Origin of the sequence: Nostoc sp. (assembly GCF_036916735.1) — a bacterium.
Classification (GTDB): Bacteria; Cyanobacteriota; Cyanobacteriia; order Cyanobacteriales; family Nostocaceae; genus Nostoc.
On sequence record NZ_JBALFV010000123.1, the window covers coordinates 14,975 to 34,566 of the forward strand.

The 19,592-nt window shown below is 39.4% G+C and carries 17 protein-coding genes and 3 pseudogenes; 5 read left to right on the plus strand and 15 right to left on the minus strand.

Features of this window, described 5'->3' with window-relative positions:
- Window positions 1-100 precede the first annotated feature (100 nt).
- The 11 genes and pseudogenes from V7L20_RS30890 to V7L20_RS30935 form a co-directional block, all read right to left on the minus strand.
- Window positions 101-613: pseudogene (locus tag V7L20_RS30890) on the minus strand (phytoene desaturase family protein); the annotation flags it as partial.
- A 6-nt stretch (window positions 614-619) separates the two neighbouring features.
- Window positions 620-781, minus strand: a pseudogene (locus V7L20_RS32925) (FAD-dependent oxidoreductase); the annotation flags it as partial.
- A gap of 162 nt (window positions 782-943) precedes the next feature.
- On the minus strand, window positions 944-2,728 hold the full coding sequence (locus V7L20_RS30895) for a KAP family NTPase (protein WP_334747736.1): 1,785 nt from the start codon (window positions 2,726-2,728) through the stop codon (window positions 944-946).
- A gap of 431 nt (window positions 2,729-3,159) precedes the next feature.
- Window positions 3,160-4,431 carry a carbamoylphosphate synthase large subunit gene (locus V7L20_RS30900; protein ID WP_334747737.1) on the minus strand — a complete coding sequence of 424 codons (1,272 nt, stop codon included), beginning with the start codon at window positions 4,429-4,431 and terminating at the stop codon, window positions 3,160-3,162.
- Between the two features lie 183 nt (window positions 4,432-4,614).
- On the minus strand, window positions 4,615-5,490 hold the full coding sequence (locus V7L20_RS30905; RefSeq protein ID WP_334747738.1) for an NYN domain-containing protein: 876 nt from the start codon (window positions 5,488-5,490) through the stop codon (window positions 4,615-4,617).
- A gap of 76 nt (window positions 5,491-5,566) precedes the next feature.
- A complete protein-coding gene (locus tag V7L20_RS30910; RefSeq protein ID WP_334747739.1) occupies window positions 5,567-6,190 on the minus strand; it encodes a DOMON-like domain-containing protein in 624 nt (207 codons plus the stop codon).
- Window positions 6,187-7,305 carry a phosphotransferase enzyme family protein gene (locus V7L20_RS30915; RefSeq protein WP_334747740.1) on the minus strand — a complete coding sequence of 373 codons (1,119 nt, stop codon included), beginning with the start codon at window positions 7,303-7,305 and terminating at the stop codon, window positions 6,187-6,189. Before V7L20_RS30915 ends, V7L20_RS30910 begins: the two co-directional genes overlap by 4 nt.
- 696 nt (window positions 7,306-8,001) lie before the next feature.
- Complete coding sequence (locus tag V7L20_RS30920) at window positions 8,002-9,447, minus strand: MlaD family protein (RefSeq protein WP_334747741.1); 1,446 nt, start codon at window positions 9,445-9,447, stop codon at window positions 8,002-8,004.
- A 100-nt stretch (window positions 9,448-9,547) separates the two neighbouring features.
- Window positions 9,548-10,330: an ABC transporter ATP-binding protein gene (locus V7L20_RS30925; RefSeq protein ID WP_334747742.1), complete on the minus strand. Its 783-nt coding sequence runs from the start codon at window positions 10,328-10,330 to the stop codon at window positions 9,548-9,550.
- A 369-nt stretch (window positions 10,331-10,699) separates the two neighbouring features.
- Complete coding sequence (locus tag V7L20_RS30930; protein WP_334747743.1) at window positions 10,700-10,891, minus strand: hypothetical protein; 192 nt, start codon at window positions 10,889-10,891, stop codon at window positions 10,700-10,702.
- A 144-nt stretch (window positions 10,892-11,035) separates the two neighbouring features.
- The gene (locus V7L20_RS30935; RefSeq protein WP_334747744.1) at window positions 11,036-11,188 is read right to left on the minus strand and encodes a hypothetical protein; all 153 of its coding nucleotides are present in this window, start codon (window positions 11,186-11,188) and stop codon (window positions 11,036-11,038) included.
- An 837-nt stretch (window positions 11,189-12,025) separates the two neighbouring features.
- On the opposite strand from V7L20_RS30935, the pseudogene V7L20_RS32930 reads away from it, so the two are divergent.
- Together V7L20_RS32930 and V7L20_RS30950 are read left to right on the plus strand one after the other, a co-directional pair.
- Window positions 12,026-12,263, plus strand: a pseudogene (locus V7L20_RS32930) (winged helix-turn-helix domain-containing protein); the annotation flags it as partial.
- An 811-nt stretch (window positions 12,264-13,074) separates the two neighbouring features.
- Window positions 13,075-13,323, plus strand: coding sequence for a hypothetical protein (locus V7L20_RS30950; protein ID WP_334747747.1), 249 nt, complete (start codon window positions 13,075-13,077; stop codon window positions 13,321-13,323).
- A 38-nt stretch (window positions 13,324-13,361) separates the two neighbouring features.
- Here the strand turns inward: V7L20_RS30950 and V7L20_RS30955 are convergent, their stop codons facing one another.
- A complete protein-coding gene (locus V7L20_RS30955; RefSeq protein WP_334747748.1) occupies window positions 13,362-14,879 on the minus strand; it encodes a DUF3131 domain-containing protein in 1,518 nt (505 codons plus the stop codon).
- A 148-nt stretch (window positions 14,880-15,027) separates the two neighbouring features.
- On the opposite strand from V7L20_RS30955, the gene V7L20_RS30960 reads away from it, so the two are divergent.
- Entirely contained in the window at window positions 15,028-15,603 is a 576-nt protein-coding gene (locus V7L20_RS30960; protein WP_334747749.1) for a TIGR04376 family protein, read from the plus strand.
- Window positions 15,604-15,872: 269 nt separating this feature from the next.
- Here V7L20_RS30960 and V7L20_RS30965 read toward each other — a convergent pair whose 3' ends face one another.
- On the minus strand, window positions 15,873-16,277 hold the full coding sequence (locus V7L20_RS30965; protein WP_334747750.1) for a DUF4112 domain-containing protein: 405 nt from the start codon (window positions 16,275-16,277) through the stop codon (window positions 15,873-15,875).
- A 473-nt stretch (window positions 16,278-16,750) separates the two neighbouring features.
- On the opposite strand from V7L20_RS30965, the gene V7L20_RS30970 reads away from it, so the two are divergent.
- Window positions 16,751-17,311 carry a nitrate transporter gene (locus V7L20_RS30970; protein ID WP_334747751.1) on the plus strand — a complete coding sequence of 187 codons (561 nt, stop codon included), beginning with the start codon at window positions 16,751-16,753 and terminating at the stop codon, window positions 17,309-17,311.
- Window positions 17,292-17,477 carry a hypothetical protein gene (locus tag V7L20_RS30975; protein WP_334747752.1) on the plus strand — a complete coding sequence of 62 codons (186 nt, stop codon included), beginning with the start codon at window positions 17,292-17,294 and terminating at the stop codon, window positions 17,475-17,477. The genes V7L20_RS30970 and V7L20_RS30975 overlap by 20 nt, the downstream gene beginning before the upstream one ends.
- 313 nt (window positions 17,478-17,790) lie before the next feature.
- On the opposite strand, the gene V7L20_RS30980 is transcribed toward V7L20_RS30975, so the two are convergent.
- Window positions 17,791-18,813, minus strand: a complete 1,023-nt coding sequence (locus V7L20_RS30980) for an NADP-dependent oxidoreductase (protein ID WP_334747753.1) — start codon at window positions 18,811-18,813, stop codon at window positions 17,791-17,793.
- Window positions 18,814-19,167: 354 nt separating this feature from the next.
- Window positions 19,168-19,551, minus strand: coding sequence for a VOC family protein (locus V7L20_RS30985; protein WP_334747754.1), 384 nt, complete (start codon window positions 19,549-19,551; stop codon window positions 19,168-19,170).
- Window positions 19,552-19,592: the final 41 nt, after the last annotated feature.

The window sequence follows — 19,592 nt, forward strand, 5'->3', positions numbered from 1 at the left end:
AACTTTTAAATAAAGCAATATCCTGATGCTATTTACTTTTTTTACAAACAGCCTCTTAGTCTGATTCCCTCCTCAAGACAGATGCAAAAGCAGATTTAATTCAACCTCCCGCTTCCTTGATTTTCTGGGCGATGGGTTGCTCATTATGCAAAAACACACGCACACAGTTGCGTCCCGGCAAACCGGAAATTGAGCCACCGCGATGAGTTCCAGCACCAGTAAGATATAAGTTATCAATTGGTGTTTTATAGTTAGCTAATTCCGGCAAGGGACGGAAGCAAAGCATCTGCTCTAAGATCATATCGATGTGGTAATAATTACCTTTGTAAGTCCCTAACAGTTCTCCCAACTCAGTCGGACTTTCGACATGACGGGCGATGATTGAATGTTGCAGATTAGGCGAGTACTGCGCCAGTTTATTAATCACCTTGTCTGCAACTTTGTTTTTCAGTTCATCCGTCCAACCCGTACCTTTTAACCCCGTACCCTCTGCACCAGCAATTTGATAAGGGGCAAAAAACTCTATCTATAATGTGTGTTTGCCTTCCGGTGCCATTGATGGGTCGAGTCCGGTAGGCATTACTATATACATTGATGGGTCTTCATCAGGCATAAGTTCTTCAGTTGTAGAACCGCCACCGGGGAGCGATCGCCCCTCTAATAACAGGACGCTGTAACCAGCTTTCAGTAGGTAGCCTGCACAAACTAAACCATTATGACCAGCGCCAATAATTACAACGTCATACGCTTCCATGATTGCAATGTGGAGATTAAAGTATATTCCCTGATATTAGAAAGTGCTGAAGATATCTAAATCTTTCGTGGGTTATAGAATATTTATATGTCTAACAGAAGCAAATTTATTTTTCATCTAATTTTGCTACTATCTACGTATAGTATTGTGCCCAAATGGGCAAAGCTATAAATAAATCCAAATTTTAGATTACTTGCCCTTTGTCTCACTTTTTACCTGCGTTTTCGTAGTCATTTCTTCCAGTTCTTTGAGGTGTTGTGCATTCACCAGCCATTCTTCTTCTAAGTTAAATTTATCTACACCATATTGACTTTGTTGTTCTTTTAATGTTGCAATTTCATGATTAATTATTGCTAATGCTCTGCCTTGAATAATTGCTTTTTTTAGCAACTCAAACCGTGATGTTTCGTCAAGCTGATGCAACAGCCGTAATATAAAACGACTGATGATAACTTCATCTCCAAAATCAAGAATGCCATTAGATTCATCATTTTGACACAATGAGAGTTGCTCGCTTACATCAAACAAAGCTTCCACAACTGAGGGAATATAATTTACAGGAATTTCTTGTTTAATGGAATTCTCGAGCTGTTCTATAAATACCCTAGCTTGTGTTGTACCGCCTGGAAGTTTTTGTTTAGCAAGTTCTATCAAATGGTTTTTAAATTTGTCTTCATCTCCAACCAAACCAAGGATAGTTTTTCTCTGAATATTAGATAATTCGTCTGCTGATAACGATAGACGAAAGTAAATAGGAAATATTTCTAAACTACACACACGTAGTTGTTCACGCCATTCCAACTTTTGTTTTTCATCTAAATAGGTATTTACCAAAATGAATTTTAACTTCGGAAAAAGGTACATTAGCAAATTTTTAATGGGCTGCTTGTCCTCATCTGGCAGTTGAGCAATCCAGGTATTCAGAAGACTGTTGAGTTCGTCTTTTGAAGGGTTTACCTCTCCTACAAAAATATGAGGATTTTGATGGATTATACTATATATCTTTGGACTAAAGACTCGCAAACACTCAATAGCAATGTAATCAACTGGGTTTACTTCATCTTTTACTGCTGGATACGTCACTGTTAAAGTGTTAACAAAACGAACAATATTACGGATGTTAATAATAAAGCGATCTATTCCTTGAAAGTAAATATCACCCCAGCGAGTTTGGTTAATTTTTTGTTTTTCATTTTTAGTAAATATATTATCAAGCTTTGCAAAAAGCAGCCTGCGAAGTGAAGTTTTATTAGGAATAGGTAACTCAAAACTAACTTGAATAAATTTTTCTAAGTATGTTTCACCTGATATTTCTTTGGGATCTGCAATTGTTTTTCTGACAATTTCTTCTTTGTCAAAAACTATTAAATAGACAACGTTAGTAAAATTCCGCATTGCTTTAAAAATACGAAATAACTGCTTAATATCTTCAGCAGGTAACCGATCAATATCGTCAATTGTTACAACTATTCGCCGTTGCTGCTGTACTAGCGTGTCTTCTACTTCTTCTTTTAATTGGGCAGCTTCCTTATCCTTCTCGTCCAATAATGCTGCTAATGCTTTGCCAGTTTGAGCATAAGGTAGAGGAATGTCTGAAATAATGGCAGCAAAATCAGCTAGTCTCCCTTTCAAACCTCTTGACACAGATGATTCTTGGCTTAAAACGTTTTGTAATTGCTCGAAAAAGCGTCTTGTGATATTTTCGTGTCCAGACAATAACCAAGGATTAAAAGGAACGATGATTGGTTGCTCCTCGTCTGGTTTTTGCTGAAGATAGTGAACTACAAAGTTTAATAATGTGGATTTGCCAGAGTTCCAAGAACCATAAACTGCAATAACAAAACCTTCAGGAAAAGGCATTTTGCAAATGCTGTCTGCTAGATACTTGGCAAAGTTCGCATGTCCTAGCAGGTCTTTTTCTGGATCAACTAAGGAGCTATCTACCGATATATCGTTAATTTCCGTCTGTGCCATAAAAAATTTTGATTGCTTAATACTGCGATCAGAAATAGACCGTGCTGTAGGGGCACAGTAATGCTGTGCCCTTACGAAAGATGTGATTTTTAAACTTATGCATATTTAGCATTTATTGTCAATGCGTAAGTCCTAAAGAAGTAAAACAGGCTTTATACCTAGCTTTGAGACGAATCGTTGTGTACTTCACCTTCCTTGAAATCTGCTGTATGTATTTAAACTATCATTTTTTGAGGTTTTATAAACTTAATTACAGGCGTGAAGTCCAGGTGGTAAATGCTTTAGGGCATATTCTAAAAACAAAATTATAATAAATTTAAATTTAAAATTTATATTAATTGTGTAAAACAAAAATAATCCATCTTTGTGAAAACCCTATAAACTTCAAAAGTCAGTTTTTTCCAATAGTCAATATACTCTAAAACGTCAAATTAAGTGAGCCATTGTAATCCTTTCTCATGTAATTTATGTTCGATATACTGCATTTGTTCGAGAGATTCTCCAGTAGCGATCGCATAAATTTCGGTGTAGATTTTTCCATATTTGACCTTCTCTAAAGCCGATAGGATAATAAAGTCTTTGCGAGCTAGTTCTGGTTTTAAAGTTACTAAAATTGAATCTAACGTTCCTTCCATGCGGTAGTCACTAGAATATTTAGCTACTTCCTTTCCTAGTCCCAGTAGGGTATGACGCTGCAAGCACAGAGGAGTCGAGCCATTGACTCGAAAATTGGCATCAATGGCATAAAATTGTCCGTCTTGGTCTTCAAGCACATCGAACCCAATTACGCCAAAATAACCCTGTTTGTGAGCATACTGACCAATGGCAGCAATCATCTCAAAGAACTTGCTCATGTCTGTGTTGCGGTAGTCAATCAGTCCCCCTAAATAGTTGCCTTCTGGAGTGACAAGTTGGCTGGTAGTACCGATGAGGGTTATCTCTCCCGCCTTGTTGACATAGAATTGTACGCAGTAATTCTGCACCTGATTCTTGATGAACTCGGAGACAATAATCCTATCGAGCAACTTAATATCCAGATATTTCTTGATTTCTTCAAGACAGTAGTTGAGATCGTTGGGGCTTTTGATGATATAAGTGCCTTCTCCAGAGAGTCCGTGGGACGTTTTAATTAAGTAGGGAAATTGTGGTAACTGAATGTCTTCTAGACTACAGGAGTGCAAATTGTAACTCTCGTATTTTGGACATTGTACCCCCAGTTCGGCTAGGGTTACTTTGCTGAGTAAGCGGTAATGGGTGTCTGAATCAATAGCGTGTTTTTCAGGTTTTAGATGATCAAAGGGAAATAAAGTGATGAGTTTGTCAAAGCGTTCGCTGTGACTAAGGTCATCCAGATAAGTCAAGCGATCCATCATCAACCTATTGGAGTAGCTGAAGCCGAAATGCTCTTGCCAGTATGCAAGCAGCGACTTCGGCGGCGGATTAATCGCAATTCCTGGAATGCGATCGCCTAATACAGCTAAAATTTTCCAAGGTTCCTTTTGGCAAATCTTGTCAAAGGAAGTTTTGGTGGCTTCACTACTGCCATCTTGAATAAAATATTTTTCTATGTTGGGATAAGCAGCCCAACTGGCAGTTGCAGGGTAATTTAGGATAAACCCATAAGATGCATCTGTGATGTCTTGAGCAAATAAATCAGAAAGAGAACTTCCTTGAAAGTATTGAAAGTTATATTTTGAGTTCATTTAGCCCTCCGACAAAGTTAATATCATAAAAGTGTAAATATGCAAATATTGCTGTATTGAGATATTTAATCTAATTGCATTAACTAGTTCATACTTTAAACAAATGCGCTCGTAACCTACTTTTAAAAGGGCCAATTACAGATGAGCAAATGTTACACTCTACTAAATATTGGGCGCTTGTATTCATATTATGTCTTTTCGGATTACATCTGGACTATAAATATGAGCTATATAAAATTTTAACTGTTCTAAATTATTGTGTTGATATAATTGGTAATCACCATTTATCGTTTTTAATACAGCAGCATGTTTTTCTTCTTGTTCATAAAAAATTATTTCGTAATCTGCTTGTTTTATATTATTAATTTGTGTCCAAAAATTATTAATATCTGGAAAATTCGGTTGGCTCAAAACAGGTAAGTTAACCTGCTTTTGGAAACTGTCAGTGAACCATCCCCAAACAGTATGAATTGTCAATACCTGCCTAGAATCAGCAGCATCAACTAGCTCATAATTGGTTTTAGCTTTTGGATACCACAATGATACATACATTCCATCTTGTACCAGAGCATCAATCAGAGGCTTAAAATCTAAATCACTTGTGAGCAAAGTTGCTTCATCCATATTTTTCCGAAAAGAATGCCTGAGCATGTCTACAGCAATCATAATGTCAACTTCCTTTTGCTCTTGCCCTCTTCGCTTATCTCGGAATCGAGCAGTACCCTCATATACATGAAATCTATCCAGTGATTTTAAGTGGTTGAATAACTTAATTTTAGGCTTAATACGATTTTGGTAGTCTACTTCATTTTCTCCTTGCTTTTGAGCAGGTAGACAATCGTAATAGAACACTTTATGATAGCCACTTGCTAACCGATAGTAATCTATTTCAAGCTGTTTTTTATCAAAAAGATTCTCTGAAAATAATTCTAGTAGCGAATCCAAACAACCGCCATCAATAAATAAATATTTAACATTCTGGGATACAGGGCTATTGTATAGAGGCATATTAGCGTTGGATATTTGCGGAATAAATTGAGATTTATTGCCAAGATTCAAAGTAGAGGATTTGCGCCTTTGCGTGAGATAAAATTCATCCTATCAATCAGCAACGCCAACATATTTAGGATAAATTTCATTTCCAGGTCAAGTCTAACAATTTAATTATAAAACTATCTCGCAGATGAAAGTCAGCCTCTGTTGCTTGATGAGTTAACGCCCAGTAAGTCACCTCACCATCTCTATGTTTAACAACTGTAGTAATGGCAAGTTCAATTTCTTGCTCTGCCGAGATAATTTTATCCAAATCGACATCTAACGCAAGTGCTAAACTATCGGCTTGATTCTGAACGCTAAACGGTAGCTTTTCAAAAGCTGTTTCCTCTTGCATCCCTTGACGATAGCCATCAAAGCGATAGACATTCCAGTATCCGGTGGGGGAGAGGTTAAATTCCCAATACCGTTGAGAATCTTTGATGCCAAGGAAGAACTCGAAGCAGGTGTCTTTCCATAGTTCATCCTTGCGTAATGATTTATTTGATGGTGCGTCCGCTATGGGTAGCTTGCTTAAGAGTAGGGGTACGGTAGGCTTCTCTACGAGACGCTGCGCCAATGCCAACGCAATTTCTTTTAAGTCGCCTCCAAGGGTGTAGCAGATGCTAAGTTGATTATAATTTCGGGCGATATTGCCTGCAATTTTCAAATTAGGCAGGGATTTTGTAGAAGGAAAGGGTTTGAGAGAAAATGTCTGGTCGTTCATTTCATGTCTTTGATAATGTTACGAATCTGCGTTTCTTGAGATTCAATACTTTCGGTAAGCTTAAACTGGACGATCGCTCTTGCCAAGTTATGTTCTGGGTGTTTAACTTTGAAGTAGACATTTCCTGCTAAATAATCAGCAAAAAATCTCAATCCTAATTCAAAGGTGATCAGACGAATTGCATCGTATATATATGCATACTCATTCTCAGTCAGAAATGCTTTTGCTACCGCGAGATAACCTTGTAAGATTCCCTGGCATAGGTCGGTATCGAAATAAACACTGTCCCAATTCTCAGTTTCTTCTCCAGCCGGATTGCAACCTGATCGTAGGCAATCACCAATATCGTAATGTACCAGACCGGGTTTAACAGTGTCGAGGTCAATGACACTAACGGCTTGCTGGGTAGCAGTGTCAAACATGACATTATTGATTTTTGGATCGCCGTGCATCAGACGCAGAGGTAGCTTGCCTTCAACTTTGGCATCTTCTAGGATATGTGCAAAGGTTTGGCGATCGCTAACAAACTGTAAGCAATAATTAACTTCCGAAGATTGACACGCACTAGTTTTCGCCAACACTTCTTGGTAATGCTGGAGATAAAGCGGTGTAATATGGAACCCTTGCAGGGTATCGGCGAGTTTTTCTGGTGGCAAATCGCTGATCAAATTGTGGAACATCCCCAAGGCATAACCGATTTCTTTGGCCTGTGAGCGATCGCCCATAGTATCGAAAGACTGGGAGCCTTCAATAAAGCTGATCGCCCGCCAAAAGGAGCCATCTGCATCCTTCCAGTAGTCTTGAGCATCCTTAGTGAACAGTACGTGTGGCACTTCCCAGCGACGATTCAGAGGTGTGTGCTGTAACCGTTTGCGGACATGCTCAGTAAAGGTACGCATATTCTGCATAATCAGTTGTGGCTGCCGAAATACTTGTGTATTGATGCGTTGCAGGACAAAATATTGTTCTTCTGAAGAATCTACATTTACGAAGAATGTGTCATTGATATTACCATTTCCAAAAGCTTTAACGCCTGTAACTTTCCCCAGTCTAGCGAATTGATTGGCGATCGCAACCAGATTTTCTGCACCCTGTGTATTAAATTCTTCTGTCATGTTTTTGACCTGTACTACTCCTCACATACATTGCACAAAGGCAATAGGGGATATCGTAGCGCAAGTGTCACGTCGCTTTGCTTTGAATTTAAAATTCAATAATTTTTAATCCCCATAAATAAATTTAATTACTCTGTATCATGAGTCTATTTTGGTTAAAATAATTTGTAATTCTTAATTAAAAAAGGTTTGTTTCCTGATGCTAGGCAAACCTCTACCTAATATCATGTCCGGTGAATCACTTATGATTACCGTATCTGTGCAAACATTGGAAAAGCCTTTTTCCCCCGCTCCCTGCCCCCAGCAAGAACTGCGCTCTAAATGATAAGTCTTTAGCAGGACATGATATAACCTACTGGTTGGTCTTTTCGTTTTAGGATTGGTTCTGCAACCGATGACTACCGATTCCTAATGTTGACTTATACGCAAGACATTTTCGTAATTATGAGGCTTATCACTCATTTGAACCATTTTTATCTCAACAGGAATTCTAACTAAGAGAATTATTCTTCCCAGACATCGATACGGACTTTGCCTAAGTATGGCGCTTGGTACTTGCTGGTCTTGTGCTGGGTGAGTTAATCGTTTACTGACTTCAAAATAAAAAAATACTCAATTACTTCTTGTGGGGTGGGCGACACGAGCGCCATAGGCAAAGGCGGGCTTTTCGGCCTACCCTACAAGATTGGATATTGCCTATTTTCCCGTTTCCAATTCCTCCCGTTGCTTACCATACTCCCGCAGTTGCTTCAACAGGTCTTCTTGAGATGAGTTAGAGATAGACGGACTAGGGGTTGCGATTGGTTCAGAGTTAATGTCAGTACTTCCAAAATTAGCAGGTGGAGGATTAATTACGTAGATGGGTAGGGACTTATTATTAGACATCGCCTCTTGAGTTGGTGCTGGGGTAGGAATTAAATGATTTGGTTTACTCACATCAGTTTTTACCGAATCTAGAGTAGTAGCAACTTGCACTTGTTGCTGCATCTGTTGTGTAGAAGATACCAAACTACTTAGACCATTCACCAATTGCCGCAAATTTTGTCGGAAAGTAGGATCGCCAGTCAACTCATCCAAATCAGATGTAATTTTTTGGCTATTTTCAAAAGTTACTCGTGCTGAATCTAAAGTTTGTTGCAGCAGCACCACATTCTTTGGATCGTTTAAGGTTTTTGAAGCATCACGTAAATTAGCTGAGGCTTGCGCTGCATTTGCTGAAAGAGTTTCTAAATTGTTGATTAATGCTCCTTGAGTGAATCGATTCACAGCTGGTGATAGACTACTGACTGTAACACGCAGTTGGTTGCTGGTTTCGGTGATATTATTCAAAGCGCCAACCAGCGAAGAACGATTTGTTGTCAATAAATTATCCAGGTTGTTCAGCAAACGATTTGCTTGAGTTGCAGTTGTACCGAATTTATTTATTGTTTGACTCGAGGATGCACTAAGTTGGTTTGTCGCTCGTTGCACTGAATTAGCAGTAGCTGAAAAAGTATTAAGTTGTTGTCGCAAGTTTTTGGTCAAACCTTGTAAATCCTGATTTAGCTCAGTAAAACTGGTTGCTGCGCTTGTAGTAGTTTCTAGAACCCTATTGACATTTCTATAAAATTGGGGGTTATTGTATGCAGCAGCTAGCTCAGTTGAACTGCGAATTAATTCATCAACACTAATGCCAACCTGACCTTTTAACCGAGAGTTATTACAAATTATCAGACTGGGATCGCAATTTTTATCTAGGGGTTTAGCAATCACAACCCCAGTAGGTAACGTTGCTTTTGGTGTGATGTCAATAATACTTTCGCTAATTAACCCGCTTTGATTAGCTTCTACCAATACATCCCGGGGGAGAATTAAGTTAGTTTGGGCAATTTCAATCTCTACATCGACGGCATTTGGCCCTGGTTGAATCTGGGAAATAGTTCCTACCTTAACGCCTCGATAGCGAACTGTTGCTCCCTTTTGCATTCCGCCAGCGTTAGCAAATTCCACAATAACTTTGTATGAATGACCAGCAGGAGTGAATCTATTTAACCACAAAAAAACTAACCCAAATACCCCTAATCCTAGCAGGAGTAACAATCCCACAGAGCCTTCTCTAAATGTTCGCCCAGAAGCGAAGCGGCTTGTCATAAGACCTCGCATTTTTTTCCTCCACCCAATAATTAGTTATGAGTTATGAGTCATGAGTTGGGAGTTAGGAGTTGAATTTAACTCTCGCTTCTGATTCTTAACTGCTCACTTTCTAACCAACGACTTGAATCGGCCCATCTACACTTCCACTGAGAAATTGTTTGATTAAAGGATTTTCTGTGTTGTATGTTTCACTAACTGTACCCTGCCACTGCACTCTACCTTCATAGAGAAATATAAGTCTATCAGTTGTACGGCGCATAGTGCTGTCTTGGTGGGTAACAACAGCATAAGTACTACAATCTCCATGTAAACATTGTAAATAACGGATTAAATCTTCGATTACTGTTGAGGCAATGGGATCAAGTCCGGCCGTTGGTTCATCGTATAGTAGAACTTCTGGCCCTTCTGAAGGATTATCGGGGTTGGACATAATCGCACGGGCAAAACTTACCCGTTTTCGCATTCCTCCCGAAAGTTCGGCTGGGTAGAGATCGCCTACTTCTGGTAAACCTACCATCTCCAATTTTTCTTTTACCAAATCTTGGATGCGCGATCGCGGTAGCTTTGAATTTTGATAAAGTAAAAATCCCACATTTTCATCCACCGTCAGCGAATCAAATAGCGCCGCCTGCTGAAACACCATGCCAATGCCAAGCTGCTGGCCACCATCCTCAATCAAACCCTCTCGCCGCACTCCTTGGACATAAATTTCTCCTTCATCGACAGTAAGTAACCCCGCCATTACCCGTAAAATTGTTGATTTACCAGTCCCTGATGGGCCAATAATCCCTAATGCTTCTCCCCGGTAAATGGTCAAGTCTACATTATCTAGAACTTTATGGCTACCAAAAGACTTAGAAACACCTTTCAGTTCAATCAATGGTTCAGTCATTAGTTATTAGTCATTGGTCATTTGTCATTGGTCTTTTTGGCTTTTTCTTTATGTGAATTGTAGTAATAAAATTACCATAGCCGTTGGTTTCGACACTTTGACTACACCTAACTCTACCAGAGGCTGCGCCCTAAGCGTAGCTATGCCGTAGGCTTTACGACTACACCCTTCTCTACGAGAGGCTACGCCCTAAGCGTAGCTATGCCGTAGGCTTTACGACTACACCCTTCTCTACGAGAGGCTACGCCCTAAGCGTAGCTATGCCGTAGGCTTTACGACTACGCCCTTTGACTACGCTCAGGACAAGCTTAGGACAAGCTCAGGACAAGCTCAGGACAAGCTCAGGACAAGCTCAGTGCATCGCTTCACTCAACCAACTGAGTGGTCGAGAGTTGAGCGACTCGTGCCGAGCGCAGCCGAGGTAAGTCGAAATTCGTCAACATAGGTATTTTTTTCATCAGAAATAACCTTAGTTTCTTTGTGTCCTTCTCTACAAGAAGATAGGCAAATGCGCCCTACCCTGCGGGAAGTCGCTTCGTGTCTATGCAGTTCGTTTTTCATATAGTTTAGTGCATCTTAATACAGAATTAGTATTACTTGGCATGGAAGTTCAATTTCACTTTTGATTGCTGCCACAATCCAAGCGCTATTTTTAGCATTAGCTTCTGAAATTAAAAATTGGATTTTGCTCTGGTAGTAATTTTGTCAAGATTCTCGGTCAACCACGGTATTACCTGACTCTACCAACAGGAAATTTACTGACCGATTATCCACAAACACTTGACCAACTGTGTAGCCACTTTTGAGTTCTTCTGTAGCCAATAAATAAGTGGTATCATTTTGAGTAAAGTAAAACAATCTCAGATCATTACGTAGGCGTAGCCCATTCTAGATATCTATTGACCAGCAACAAAAAGGTACAGAGCAAGTAAATTTATTTATGGAAAAATAAAAACTGTATTTCGAGACGGACAGGGCAAGAAATACAGCGCAAAGGCGAGTGTCTTTGCCTTTGCTCTTTGTTACAGAGCAAGTAAATTTATTTATGGGGTTCAAAATGTTTGACTTTTGACTTTTGACACTTCGACTACTTCGACTACGCTTAGTACAAGTCCGCTCAGTGTTAAGTTTTGACTTCCCCGTACCCCTGCGGGGAAGCAAGCTACGCGCAGTGTCCTGTAAAGAAGAGGTTGACTTCAGTCTGTTCTATTCACGATGATATAGTTAGGTTTATTTTTGTCTAAGTAGTTACAAGCTGAAAATTTATATTTTGCTGATAAATGCATCATAGAAAACATCTTAAATGGAAATTGCTATGACACTCAATGCTTCAAAATATGGTTTTTAAATTATTTGGCCGTCTGCTGAATCTTCGCAGATATAGGTTAATATAACTACAAGCGATCGCATGACACTAAACAATAGTGCCAAAAAGTCTGAGAGAAGGCATCGCTAACTAAACCAATCAACAAAATTAAATCAATTCGTAACTAAAATTTTGATTAAATGCTCAGAAGTTTAACAAAATAAAATTTGTTTCATGCCTGTGTGGAAGTTTACGGATGAATGTTGGTGATGGTTGCGATAGCAAAGTGTCCCGCAGGGAATAACTCTCGCTTGCCCCTAAAGATTCTCAATACCAGGGTAAGACGGTTGGCAATCAGTATCAACATCATAGAGCTTATCACTAGAAAACAACGAAGCATTGAGTTAACAGCAAGAGTTTGACTTATTAGAATATCTCTATATCCGCGTCAGGTATTTACTAGAAATGAAAATAAGATAGAAAGTTTGGGGTCACGACTTCATGGGTGATTCTAATATTATTGAGGTTTATGTTGGTTCTCTGCGACTAAAATTGAAAGACAATAAGAAAAAGCTTGTGATTCATCCAGTCCGTGGTGTAGGTTATGCACTGCAGGAGCAATCATAATGACTTGGTGATTTCGGCAAAAAAAGAACATATTAAAGACAAAAGAGGATCATGAATAAAAAATGGGCTGTTAAACGACTGACAATAAATCTCACAACCGAGGAAATGAATAAACTTCAATCATACTGTGCTTCGACAGGAAGGCCAGCAACAGATGTAATTCGAGAATTGCTCCGAACTCTTGAGGTTGACAATGCTGAAAACTCTGAGATGAAAACAGCATACTCAACAAAAACAGTTGGCATTGGGTCAAAATTACAGTAACTATTGACTCAATATCTCGCCAAATATCAGAAATCTGCTACCCTGATTTCCTGACAAATAGGACTAAAGCATGATCATCTTTTGGTCTAGTTTTTGCTGTTCCATCTAGATGTTAGCAAAAGTACTCCCACCAACCATTCTGGTGTGGCGATGACTCTTAATTGCAAAACAAGTGAGGGGGTAAAATGCCCCCTCTTGTCATACTCATTTAAAGACTTAGGGACTTTGAAATAAACAATACCCTACAAGATTGAATCATTTATTTGTTGGAAATCTCCTACAGGTTATTAAAATGGCGATCGCGCTACTTGTCATTTTGCTACAATTCCTTTGAGCCAATTATTATATTGCAGATGACAGGTAGCGCCAGCTGTTATATGCTGGGGACGATCGCCTCTATGTCATCATAGGCAATACATGATCGCCAGACAAACTCAGGCAGCTATTTCAATCTGCTTGGTAACTTTAGCAGGGTTCATAAATCTGGTCATAGAGGGCGCGATCGTCCATACTAGATGTTAGACACCTTCAACCATAGGAGCCGTCTATGTTGCTACAACAATTGAAGGAGCAGGTCTTCAAGCTACCACCCAGCGATCGTTTTGCACTGGTGAGCGCCATCATTGAGTCCTTGCAAGACACGCCAATTTCTCAGCCTGAGCGCTCTAGCGCGATTAGACGGATGCGAGGCTTACTAAAAACTCCCCGTTCGCTCCGGCAAAGTACAAGCTCCGTCTCAGTTTTTCCCCTTGCTCCCTTGCCTCTTTTGACCTCAATTTATCCCTTTATTATGTAACGCCAGTTTTTTCATTGTCTTGGAATCTTAACTGTAACTTACGGTGTTCTGATAGCCTTTTCGATTGACTTCTGACTTTTAACTCCTGCCCAAACTGTAAGTGGCTGTCCGACCTTTTTATACAGCAAGCTTTCTAAAATCACGCCATTATTATTGGCGGTGAGAGTTTTATTCGACTGATGCAAAGATTCATAAAAACCGTTATACCAGCCGTCTTTAGATTTAAGATTAGCTTGGACGAAATCAAATAACTGGCTGGTATAAGTAGTATTGTAAAGCACATGCCAGCCGATCGCAGCTTTCGCACTGAGGAACCGCAAATCGTTGTGTTTTTCTCTGGTATCTGCAATGGTTGCCCAAGGTTCTCCATTGACAAACAAGCTGCTATAAACAAAGTATGGAGGACGATCTAAGTTGTCTTCGGTAACAGCAGTTAATTGTTTTGTCGCTTCATAACGCGCTGCTTGAGCAGCTAAAATGCGATCAGCGTATGCTTTAGGCAAAGCTTGAAACCCAGTTTCGATGCCATCTAAGATATAGGGTTCGCTAAGAACATAGTTATTAGCTCCAGAGTTTTTATAGTCCCGTTGGTCGTAAGGAACTCCCTGTCCGTAAAGATCAACAAAGGCAGTATGAGATTGATAATCCAATGCTTGTGTAACATTCAAGCCCCAAAGCTTTAAACCATAAGCAGCATAATTCTCATAGCCCAAGCGACCTTCTTGATTGTACTGTTCTTTGCCATTAATAACAGCAGTACCATACATTTGTCCATTTTTGGTCAGACGCAAGACTAGCCAACGTTGCCAAATTGCTTCGGTTTTTAGCCGCATCTGTGGATACTTTGTCCCGACAATCTTCAGCCAGATTGCCATCCGCCCTAAATCTATGGCTGACCAACCAATTTCTTCACGTTTTTCTAGTTGACCATAATTAACGGGTACAAGAGTTTTTGCATTATAGACTTTGTTGGGTAGTTCGCCTTTGTATAGAGGCATAGATGCCAATGTATTCAACATTTTAGTCATTTTGGCATCAAATTCAGCCGCAGGCACGATATTGAGTTCTTTAGCACTGACCAAAGCTGCCATCGCTGCTGTCTGATCCCACATACTCACAGAGGCAAAGCCATCAACGGAATTGACTAAGCCAGTTTCATCGTTCCAGTTACGCTGGAAGTATGACCAAGCCTGACGGGCAGTTGTCGTTTCCTCTGGGGTCAGTTTTCCAACTCTAGGAGCAACGTATGGAATTATTGATACTGTTAGTTGGTTCTTAGGAATGGGCTGGCCTGGTAAAACTACGGTTTTCGCATCAAGACTGGCAACTATTTCAGCTTCTTTAGCACCAGAAACAGGGCGTTGGGATTTCTTTGGTTGTACTAATTGTCGTACAGTAGTTTGGGATGTTGATATTTCAGGTTTTGCTATAGAAGTCTTGGGAACTTGCTTAGACCAAACATTTAAAATTGCGATCGCTATTAGACCGGTAACTACTCCTCCGACAGCAGCTAGTATGGACAAACTCTTAGATGGCGGTTGAAAATCAGAACTCATACTGATTAAAGCCTTATCGTTGTAGGTTAGTGTTTTGCGTATTTTTACCAAATACATTCTTCCCAATTTTGAAATCTAACTAACACTCAGAAGTTCACCTGACTACTACAATAAAATAGTCACGCACCCAATCTCTGGAGTTCTAGCAGTGGGATTATTTGATGATTTAAGTCGGTTTCTAGAAAACCGTTTAGAAGAATTCTTGCGTAACAATCCACATTTGGAGTTAGAGGCGCTGTTAGAACAGCTGCGTGAGCAAGAGGAAGGCACATTAAAGCTGATCGCAGATTTACAATTACAAGAGAAGCGATCGCAAGAAGAAATTCTGTCAACAGCTCAAGAAATTCAGCGTTGGCATATCCGTATTCAAAAAGCCAAAAACGCTGGCAGAGAGGATTTGGCAACTGCGGCAGGTGAACGAGAAGCAGCCCTGTTGCGCGAAGGAAATCAGCGCTGGGGACACATGCAAGGGCTGAAAGAACGCATTAACCAATCTCAGGAATTACTACGAAAAATTCAGCAACGGCGACAGGAAGTGCAAGCTAAAGCAGCGCAAGCACAGACAGCCCGTGCTAAGGCGCAAACCCAGCAGCGTTTTGAAACTAGCGGCTGGTCGAATCAAACTAGCAGTTATTCTAGTAGTTTTGATGACTTAGAAGAGAAGTTCCGTAGTTGGGAAACTCAGGATGAGTTAGAACAAATGAAGCGGAATTTAGGAAAATAATCGCAAAGGCACAATCAGCCCCTTTCCTACGGGACGCACTCGCGTTCGTGGAAGTCACGCATTCACGCATTCACGCATTCAAAAATTTACCAAGCCCATAAATAAAAATACTTATGTAGTAATCAATAATACAAGATATACTACGTCAGTTAACTTGAGTAAGCGCATTTATGCGTGGGGAAAGAAATTGCTCTCTTCTCTACGAGACGCTTTGCGAACGTAGCGGGGCGTAGCAAGAGTGCAAATTGCGAATTGGTTTGACGACCAACTTAAACTTGGTTGAACTTACCAGAATAAAGTTCATCAGACACTTGTTTGAGTTTTGGTTCAACTACTGTCAAATGTTGCTCCAAAATTGCCAAATTGCGAATATTAGACTTATAGAAAGCATCAAATAAATCACCCACCAAAGGCACAGTACCAAGGACTGCTTCTAAACCAACATTAAAAATCATTTTGACTAAATCTTGACGTGGTATGCCAAAACGGGTAGCTAAAAATATGATGTAAGCTGAAAATGCTGTACTGATTAAATCACCAGCACCTGGAACCAAACCAATAATTGGGTCTATTCCAATGCGAAAACCTGTTAAAGGGATGCGTATAGATGTATCCATCAGACGGCTGAGTTTGCGGATGCGATTGAGAGTAGCAAGGCGTTTAGCAGCGTCCATAATTACTGATATTTACACTATTCTTAATTTGCACTATTTTTAGTTATTTGTCCTGTACCGTCAGAAATAAAAACGTAGTCTACTACCTACACTGACCCTATGAGATTGCTCCCGAATTTGCTCAAGCCTCAAGTCCGATCAAGCTTGATTTTGTTCTAATTCACTAAGAATTGCTATTAGTACGATTATTAAGCAAGTAAATTATGGAAATTGTATTTAATTTACTAATCATGATTTTTTTTTCTGATAAGGTTTAGTAAAGCTAAGTTTTACCTCTTTTTTGGGTTACTACTATCACATCGTAAGAATACCTAAATTTTTGATTAGCCATTATTAAGGAGGAGAGAATATCAAAAATCTTGTGGTATTCAAAGACAACGTGTAATTAAATACACTTCTTTAATCGCTATTTTGTGTTATTGCCACAGTATTTTCCAAGTGTTTTCTATGAGAACTGAGGCAGAGAGAATAATATGTTTTTAGACATTTTAGCTAGTCTACAACGGTTATTTGTCGGTTACATCCCAGCCGTTGTTTTGGGTAGCTTTATCGGATATATCATAGGCATTAATAGCATGATTTATCAGCTATTTAGGTTGATATTTCAAATACCACATAGTATCCCGCCTATAGCTTTGCTACCTATTGCCCTAATAACATTTCAAGAGAGTGAATCGGCTGCTATTATAGTAGTTTTTTTAGGAACTCTGTGGACAATGATTATTAATACAGCAATAGGGATGCGGCATTTTCACAGACAGAACAAGAACTTTCGAGTAGCTATATTTCATCTATTTCATGCCTTGAAAGTTAGTATTTGGGTAGCCTGGTTTATAGTTATTGCTACAGAAATGTTAATCGGTCCAAAAGGACTTGGCTTTACCCTTTGGGATGCTTATAAAGCAGGCAATACCGATTATATAATCCAGGTGATCCTCTACATCGGTATCATTGGCTTTTTGCTGGATCAATTACTAGATTTTGCAGCCTATATTCTTTCGCAAATAGTTTCAGATGGAAAAAAATCTTCTTAAATTTTATCTAGACTTGCGGATTGCACCTTGCCAGCTAATAGTTTGCTTGGCAGAATGTATTCCTAAAGAACGAGTTGCTACGACTTCAATATCAACGTTGACACCAGAGCGTAAAGCTTCATCAGAAATTTTGAGTTTGCCCAAAGCTAGAGTAAAACGGTTGTAGTCACGAGTTACAAGTTTGTTAGGAATATCTTCTTCTTATTCAGTTTTGTAACCAGAAAAACCTTGCAAGTTATCCTAGGCGCGGAGTTTTATGCAAAACTGAGTATTAGAAGCTGCGCCTATGCGTTGAGGCAAAAAGCTAGTAAATAAGCAGAATGTTAGCAGTAGTGGTAGCTTACTCCTAAAACCATTGTGCCTAAAACTTTAGTTTAATTATCTACTCCTGACGCTGACTTTCAATAATTTACTCCCTCTTGTCCAGTAATGTACTATTGATTTGCGTCAACATAGCACACACCCAGCTTCATAACCAATTAAGCTGTTGTTAGGTCGTCATTAACCTTAACAATCAGCTTGCCAAAATTATCACCCCGAAGTAAACCGATAAATGCACCAGGAGCCTTTTCTAAACCAACAACTATATCTTCTTTATACTTGAGTTGCCCAGACTGCAACCATCCAGAAACATCACGCAAAAAGTCATTAAATCGATGTTGATAATCGCTAACTAAGAAACCTTTGATTAAAGCTCGTTTGATTAGTAGTGGTCTTAAATTAGGCCCTGCTGGAGTAGATGTAGCGTTATACTCCGAAATCAAACCTACTAGTGGAATTCTTGCCCCAAGGTTGATTTGCTGCAACACAGTTTCTAAAATTACACCAGCTGTATTGTCATAGTAAATATCAATGCCATTAGGAGCAGCTTCTTTGAGCGCTGAATCAAGTTCTTGAGTTTTGCGGTTAATGCCAACATCAAAACCTAATTCTTTAACTATATAATCCTGCTTATCGTTACTCCCGACAATTCCCACGACTCTCGTACCTTTAATCTTGGCAATTTGACCTGCTACTGTACCAACAGCACCAGAAGCAGCTGAAACCACAACAGTTTCACCTTCTTTTGGTTGACCGATATCAAGTAGAGCAGCATAAGCAGTCAGACCTGGCATACCCAATACACCTAGACTATAAGATAAAGGTACTTGAGTATAATCAAGTTTACGCAGTGTCTCACCCTTAGATACAGCATAAATTTGCCAACCGTTATTACTAAGAACAAAATCCCCAACTTGAAATTGAGGATGATTTGATTTAATTACTTGGCTGACTGTACCACCTACAATAACTGAATCCAACTCTACTGATGCAGCATAAGACTTACCTGCACTAATGCGACCACGCATGTAAGGGTCTAGAGATAGATAAATGGTGCGGCTAAGAATTTCGCCTTCACCCGGTTCGAGAGCTGGTGTTTCTACTAAAGCAAAATCACTCTCCTTTGGTTCGCCAACTGGACGACTTTTAAGGATAATTTGTTTGTTAATTAATTCAGGCATAAATTATTTCCCTCTAAATTAATCTGACCATTTATATATAGATCTATGTACTCATTCCGAAAATACTTCTACCTTTAGTGTGAGATATGCACAAAAATATAGGATTTCTATTTTATTTTAAAAAAACTCTGCACAACTCGAAAAAAAGCCTGATTCACTATTATTTAGTATGCGATTAAGTAGGTAGCGGGACTTAAACAAATTCGCAATTTGCAATGGGCTTTGCCTCGCTTCGCTCTAAGCAAAGCTATGCCGTAGGCTTTACGCAATTCATAATTACGTTTCTTCAAATAATCTTGGTGTCTAAGATAATATTATTGAATTTGTTTATAATAGCAACTCCTCTGTTTGTAGCTAGACAAAATTACTCTTGACAAACTCTGCGATTTCTATACGATTCCCACCGGGATCGCAAAGGAAAAACCGTACACATCCTGGAATTGGTCGTTGATCGGGAATAATTTCTACCCCATATCCTTTTAGGTGTTCCTCAAAAGCGTTTAAGTTATCGACTTGGAAACAATAATGTCGTCTAGATGCTTGGTTATTGGTGTTTTTCTCTGTACTAATGTGCAGTTCAATATCTCCCAAATTGTACCAGGCTCCTGAATTGTTTTTGATTACTTCAGGTCTGGAAATTTCAGTCAATCCCAAAACTTTACTATAGAAAAACAGCATTGCATCCTCCACTTCTAGAGGATAAGTTACTTGAATATGATGAACTGCTGTGAGCTTCATAAATTTTTCTCCTAGTTTGGGTTAAATTTGGCAACACTACA